This is a genomic window from uncultured Streptococcus sp., assembly GCF_901875575.1.
GTDB lineage: Bacteria > Bacillota > Bacilli > Lactobacillales > Streptococcaceae > Streptococcus.
The window spans coordinates 61,494-68,126 of record NZ_CABFMF010000079.1 but is presented as its reverse complement, the minus strand read 5'-3'; the positions used below and the strand labels follow the sequence as shown (position 1 = coordinate 68,126).

The 6,633-nt window shown below is 38.2% G+C and carries 5 protein-coding genes and 1 riboswitch; all 5 genes read left to right on the top strand.

Annotated features, from left to right (window positions below; all coding sequences use genetic code 11):
* Positions 1-195: 195 nt before the first annotated feature.
* Positions 196-3,159 carry an SIALI-17 repeat-containing surface protein gene (locus QZ114_RS09540; protein ID WP_295502631.1) on the top strand — a complete coding sequence of 988 codons (2,964 nt, stop codon included), beginning with the start codon at positions 196-198 and terminating at the stop codon, positions 3,157-3,159.
* Positions 3,160-3,369: 210 nt separating this feature from the next.
* A riboswitch (TPP riboswitch) is annotated at positions 3,370-3,472 on the top strand.
* Positions 3,473-3,543: 71 nt separating this feature from the next.
* The gene (locus QZ114_RS09535; RefSeq protein ID WP_295502629.1) at positions 3,544-3,834 is read left to right on the top strand and encodes an MTH1187 family thiamine-binding protein; all 291 of its coding nucleotides are present in this window, start codon (positions 3,544-3,546) and stop codon (positions 3,832-3,834) included.
* On the top strand, positions 3,797-4,555 hold the full coding sequence (locus QZ114_RS09530) for an ABC transporter permease (protein WP_295502627.1): 759 nt from the start codon (positions 3,797-3,799) through the stop codon (positions 4,553-4,555). The genes QZ114_RS09535 and QZ114_RS09530 overlap by 38 nt, the downstream gene beginning before the upstream one ends.
* 37 nt (positions 4,556-4,592) lie before the next feature.
* The gene (locus QZ114_RS09525) at positions 4,593-5,600 is read left to right on the top strand and encodes an ABC transporter substrate-binding protein (RefSeq protein ID WP_295502625.1); all 1,008 of its coding nucleotides are present in this window, start codon (positions 4,593-4,595) and stop codon (positions 5,598-5,600) included.
* Complete coding sequence (locus QZ114_RS09520; RefSeq protein ID WP_295502623.1) at positions 5,600-6,328, top strand: ABC transporter ATP-binding protein; 729 nt, start codon at positions 5,600-5,602, stop codon at positions 6,326-6,328. Before QZ114_RS09525 ends, QZ114_RS09520 begins: the two co-directional genes overlap by 1 nt.
* Positions 6,329-6,633: the final 305 nt, after the last annotated feature.

The following is a 6,633-nucleotide window of genomic DNA, read 5'->3' as shown; positions in this document are numbered from 1 at the left end:
CAAAATTAAAAAGTTAGAGTTCCACATTTGGAAAGCTCTAGCTTTTTTGTGGTCGAGAACTATTTTGTCTCAGGCTCTTTAGTTTTCTAGATATATAAACACAGTATTCATAAAAACGTTAACATATTACTTGATTATATTTTAAAAAAGAGTTACAATGTAGTTAAATGTAATGCTCAAAAAGGAGTCTAAAGGATGAATAAAAAGAAAATGATTTTAACTAGTTTGGCTAGTGTGGCTGTTTTGGGAGCGGCTTTTGTTGCCTCTCAACCGTCAGTCGTGAAAGCTGATGATAAACCAACAGCTACTCAACCTACTGGAGAAACTAAGCCTAAACCTGCGGCTGAAACTCCAAAAACTGAAGTAGAAAAAGCTAAAGAAGCTGAAAAAGAAGCTAATGCTAAAGTTGATGCAGCGCAAGAAAAAGTAGATACAACAACTACTACAGCAACTGATGTAGCTGCTAAACTTGAAACAGAGAAAAAAGAAGCTGCTGACGCTGAAACTGCAAAAGTCGAAGCTGAAAAAGCTAAAAAGACTGCTGATGACGAATTAGCTGATGCTAAAGCTAAAGCAGCTGAAGCTGACGCTAAAGCAAAAGAAGCAGCCGCAAAAGAAGAAGCAGCCGCAAAAGAAGAAGCTGAAGCTAAAGAAGCTTTAACTGAAGCTTTAAAACAAATGCCTGATAACGAATTGCTTGATAAAAAAGCAAAAGAAGAATTATTAAAGGCTGTTGAGTCTGGTGAATTAACTGCTTCTGATATTCTTGCTGAGTTAGCAGATGATGCTGAAAAAGCACAAGATACTAATCCAACAATTAAAACAGAAACCTCTGTATCTAAGGACAAGCTTCCTGAAGAGGTGCAAGCGGGAATTGAAGAAGGTGAAGCAGCGGATGCTGCTCGTCCTGAATCAGAAAAATTGCAAGACAAAGCTGATGATTTAACTGAAACAATTGAAAAATTAACTAAAGAAGCTGATAAAGATAAAGCAGATGCTGAAAAGAAAGCTGAAACACTAAAAAAACAGGAAGATACTTTAAAAGAAGCAAAAGAAGCTCTTAAATCCGCTAAAGAAAACGGATTTGCTGAAGATATCACAGCACCATTAGAAAAAGCTGTAACTGCGATTGAAAAAGAACGTGATACTGCCAAATCTGAATTTGACGAAGCTGATGAAAAAGTTCAAGATGCTACAGCTGAAATTCAAGATTTAACTGAAAAACGTGATAATCTTCTTGAAGAAGTAAAAAAAGCAGAAGCAAAAGAAGCTGCAGAACCAGCTAAACCAGCTGAAGAAACTCCAGAGGAAGAAGCTGAACCAACCGAAGCTGAAAAAGCTGCTAAAGCTAAAGCAGAGGCTGATGCTAAAGTTGCTGAATTAGAGAAGAAAGTAGCTGAAGAAGCTAAAAAAGTAGAAGAAGCTACAGCTAAAGCTAAAAAAGAAGCTGAAGATGTAAAAGTTGCAGAAAAAGCAAAAGAAGAAGCAGACAAAGCTAAAGCTGACGCAGAAGCTGAATTAGCTAAGGCTAAAGAAGAAGCAGCTAAAGCGAAAGCTAAAGTTGAAGAAGAAGTTAAAAAAGAAGAAGACGCTAAAAAAGAAGAAGCAGATAACTTAGAAGCTTTGAAAGGTGCTTTAGAGGATCTTGAAAAAAAGGCTGAAGATAAAGTCAACAAGGATGATAGCATCAAGCCTGAAGATAAAGCGGAAGCTATCGAAGAAGCAAAAGCTGAAGTCGGTAAAGAAGCCTTATTAAAAGCGATTGAAGATGGGGTTCTTACAGCTACTCAAGCTATAGATGAATTCCTCAACGATGCCAACACAAAAGATAAAGCTCCTGAAGCTTATAAAACTAAAGAATTAACTGCTGACGAAACTAAAAAAATTGAAGAAGCAGCTAAAAAAGAAGCTTCTAAACCAATTGTTGAAAAACTTACAGACATTGCTGATGATTTAGCTGAAAAAATTGAAAAATTAACGAAAGAAGCTGATAAAGATAAAGCAGATGCTACTGAAAAAGCTAAGGTAGTAGAAGAGAAAAATGCTACATTAGAAAAACAAAAAGAAACGTTAGAAAAAGCTAAAACTGCTCTTGAAACTGCTAAGAAAAACAATGCGGATCAAGCTATCCAAGATGGATTGCAAGAAGCTGTAACTAAACTAGAAGGTTCTGTCGCTTCTGCTAAAGCTTCTGTTGATGAAGCTCAAGCTAAATTTGACGAAGTTAACGAATCATTACAAGCGCGTAAAGATGCAATTGATACACTAACTGACGATTACAACGCAACTTTAGGTTATATCGAAAACTTAAAAGAAGTTCCTAAAGGTGAAGAACCTAAAGACTTCAGTGGTGGTGTAAATCCTAGTGATGCACCTTCTGATGATGCTAAACAACCTGACGAAGTTCCAAGTGCTCCTAACGCTCCTGAATTCAACGGTGGTGTGAATCCGAGTGACTCTCCTGCTGGGGATAATGGCTCTGATTTCAATGGTGGTGTTAATGCTGTGGAAGCTGCGGTTAACGACGTTCCTGAATTTACTGGTGCTGTTAACGATGATAATGCACCTACTCAACCTACTGATCCTGAATTCAACGGTGGAGTAAATGATACAACACCTCCAACTGAACCTAATAAACCAGAAGGTGAAGCTCCAAAACCACCAAAAACTGAAGCACCAGTAGAAAAAGCTAAAGGTCCTAAAGATGAAATCAAACGTTTAGAAAATGAAATCGCTAAGCTTGAATCTGATCTTAAAGATGCCGAAAATAACGGTGCTGAAGATTACTTTAAAGAAGGTCTTCAAAAAGCTCTAGATGACACTAAAAAAGAATTAAAAGAATTCCGAGCTGCATGGTTAAATAATGTAACAGAAGTTCCAGAATATACAGGACCTCTATCTACAAATGGTGAAGACGCTGTAGTGAATAATGTTCCAGCATATGGAGAAACAGGTACACCAGCTGTAAATAATGTTCCAGAGTATAAACTAACAACGGCAGGAACTAAGCAAGATCAGACTTACCAAGCACCAGCTACAAAAACAGAAGTTAAAAAAGGACTTCCAAATACTGGTACTAAAGAAAATGCTGCATTGGCATCAGTAGGATTCCTTGGATTAGTACTCGGTGCCCTTCCATTTGCCAAACGTAAAAACTAAGTCATCAAAAACATAAAAGAGAGGGAAACATTTCCTTCTCTTTTTATTAAATTACTTGTAATCTAGCTCTTTTTTATTTTGCTAATACATTCCGTGTTTTCTTTATTGGGGATGATGAGATAAGTCGGTATGAACTATTAAGAAAATTTTTCCACAATTTTCTGTAAGCAGTTTCCTTGACATCTTTTTTATTATGCGCTATCATATGTCTATATAATATATGGGAGTCTGTGTACAGTCTGAGAGGAAGTGTTAAACTTCGACCGCACCTGATCTGGGTAATGCCAGCGTAGGTAAGGATACTTCGTCACATCTTACACCTTTTCCATATATAGGAAAGGTTTTTCTTTTTGGCAAAAGAAGAACTGAGAGGAGGAGGTTTTTATGAAAGCAAGCATTGCCTTGCAAGTCTTGCCCTTATCTCAGGGGATTGACCGGATAGCTGTTATCGATCAAGTCATTGCTTATCTGCAAGCTCAAGGAGTGACTATGGTGGTAACACCATTTGAAACCGTCTTGGAAGGGGAATTTGATGAACTCATGCGTATTCTCAAAGAAGCGCTTGAAGTGGCAGGACAAAAGGCAGACAATGTCTTTGCCAATGTCAAAATAAATGTAGGAGAGATTTTAAGCATCGATGAGAAACTTGAAAAGTATAATGAGACGTCATATTAGCTTATTAGGCTTTTTAGGAGTCCTATCTTTCTGGCAGTTGGCAGGTTTTTTAAAACTTCTCCCCAAGTTTATCCTACCAACCCCTCTTGAAATCCTCCAGTCTTTTGTGCGTGATAGAGAATTTCTCTGGCACCATAGCTGGGCGACCTTGAGAGTGGCTTTGCTAGGTCTAATTTTGGGAGTCTTGATTGCCTGTCTCATGGCTGTATTTATGGATAGTTTGACTTGGCTCAATGACCTGATTTACCCTATGATGGTGGTCGTCCAGACCATTCCGACCATTGCCATAGCTCCTATCTTGGTCTTGTGGCTAGGTTATGGGATTTTGCCCAAGATAGTTTTGATTATCCTAACGACAACCTTTCCTATCATCGTCAGCATTTTGGACGGTTTTAGGCATTGTGACAAGGATATGCTGACCTTGTTTAGTCTGATGCGGGCCAAACCTTGGCAAATCCTTTGGCATTTTAAAATCCCAGTCAGTCTGCCCTACTTTTATGCAGGTCTGAGGGTTAGTGTCTCTTATGCCTTTATCACAACCGTGGTATCTGAGTGGTTAGGAGGCTTTGAGGGTCTTGGTGTCTACATGATTCAGTCCAAGAAACTGTTTCAGTATGATACCATGTTTGCTATTATTATTCTGGTATCGATTATCAGTCTTCTGGGTATGAAGTTGGTCGATATCAGCGAGAAATATGTTATTAAATGGAAACGTTCATAGAATAAGAATGTTTCTGAAAAAGAAAAGAGGAAAGAAAATGAAGAAAACATGGAAAGTGTTTTTAACTGTTTTAACAGCTCTTGTAGCTGTTGTGCTTGTAGCTTGTGGTCAAGGAACTGCTTCTAAGGATAATAAGGAAGCAGAACTTAAGAAGATTGACTTTATCCTAGACTGGACACCAAATACCAACCATACAGGTCTTTATGTGGCTAAGGAAAAAGGCTACTTCAAGGAAGCTGGAGTGGATGTGGACTTGAAACTTCCGCCAGAAGAAAGCTCTTCTGACTTGGTTATCAATGGCAAGGCACCATTTGCAGTTTATTTCCAAGACTACATGGCTAAGAAATTGGAAAAAGGGGCAGGGATCACTGCTGTTGCAGCTATCGTAGAACACAATACATCAGGAATCATCTCTCGTAAAGCTGACAATGTAGCTAGTCCAAAGGACTTGGTTGGTAAGAAATACGGTACATGGAATGATCCAACTGAACTTGCTATGTTGAAAACTTTGGTAGAATCTCAAGGTGGAGATTTTGAAAAAGTTGAAAAAGTACCAAATAACGACTCAAACTCTATCACACCAATTGCTAATGGAGTATTTGATACTGCATGGATCTACTATGGATGGGATGGAATCCTTGCTAAATCTCAAGGTGTAGAAGCTAACTTCATGTATTTGAAAGACTACGTTAAAGAATTTGACTATTACTCACCAGTTATCATTGCTAACAACGACTATTTGAAAGACAATAAAGAAGAAGCACGTAAAGTCATCCAAGCTATCAAAAAAGGTTACCAATATGCTATGGAACACCCAGAAGAAGCTGCAGATATCTTGATTAAGAATGCTCCTGAGCTCAAAGAAAAACGTGATTTTGTCATCGAATCTCAAAAATACTTATCAAAAGAATACGCAAGCGACAAGGAGAAATGGGGTCAATTTGATGCAGCTCGCTGGAATGCCTTCTACAAATGGGATAAAGAAAATGGTATCCTTAAAGAAGACTTGACAGACAAAGGCTTCACTAATGAATTTGTAAAATAATGACAGAAATTAGACTTGAACACGTCAGTTATGCCTATGGTGAGGAGAAGATTTTGGAGGATATTAACCTGCAGGTGACTTCAGGTGAAGTGGTTTCTATCCTAGGTCCAAGTGGTGTAGGAAAGACCACCCTCTTTAATCTGATTGCAGGAATTTTAGAAGTCCAGTCGGGAAGAATTGTCCTTGATGGCGAGGAGAATCCCAAGGGGCGCGTGAGTTATATGTTGCAGAAGGATCTGCTCTTGGAGCACAAGACGGTGCTTGGCAATATCATTTTACCCCTCTTGATTCAAAAGGTGGATAAGGTTGAAGCTATTTCTCGTGCGGATGAAATACTCGCTACTTTTCAGTTGACGGCTGTAAGGGATAAATACCCTCATGAGTTGAGTGGTGGGATGCGCCAACGTGTGGCCTTGCTTCGTACCTACCTTTTTGGGCACAAGCTCTTTCTCTTAGATGAAGCTTTTAGCGCCTTGGATGAGATGACTAAGATGGAGCTCCATGCTTGGTACCTAGAGATTCATAAGCAGTTGCAACTGACGACTTTGATTATTACTCACAGTATCGAGGAAGCTCTTAATCTCAGTGATCGTATCTATATCTTGAAGAATCGTCCTGGGCAAATTGTCTCAGAAGTCAAACTAGATTGGTCTGAAGATGAGGACAAGGAAGTCCAAAAGATTGCCTATAAACGAAAAATATTAGCAGAATTAGGTTTAAATCAATAAAAATAAGGAGTTGGTGAAGATTATTCTTTGCCAACTCTTTTTCAACAGTCTAACGATTTAGGTAAAATCAAAAATCATAAATTGTGCGTTTTCATGTGTTTACGGTGTGCTTGTTTATATCCGGTTGAGTAACCCATTTAGGGACTATTTTTATAGACATTTTAAAACAAGGGTGATTATATGGATCAGTCTTTTATAGAAAGTCAGTATTTTCAATGGTTGAGCCTTAAAAATTTGACTTATAGAGTGTTAAATGATAGTATAGTCAAAGATAGTCAAGGTTAAAAGAAAGAGGTAGCTTTGCT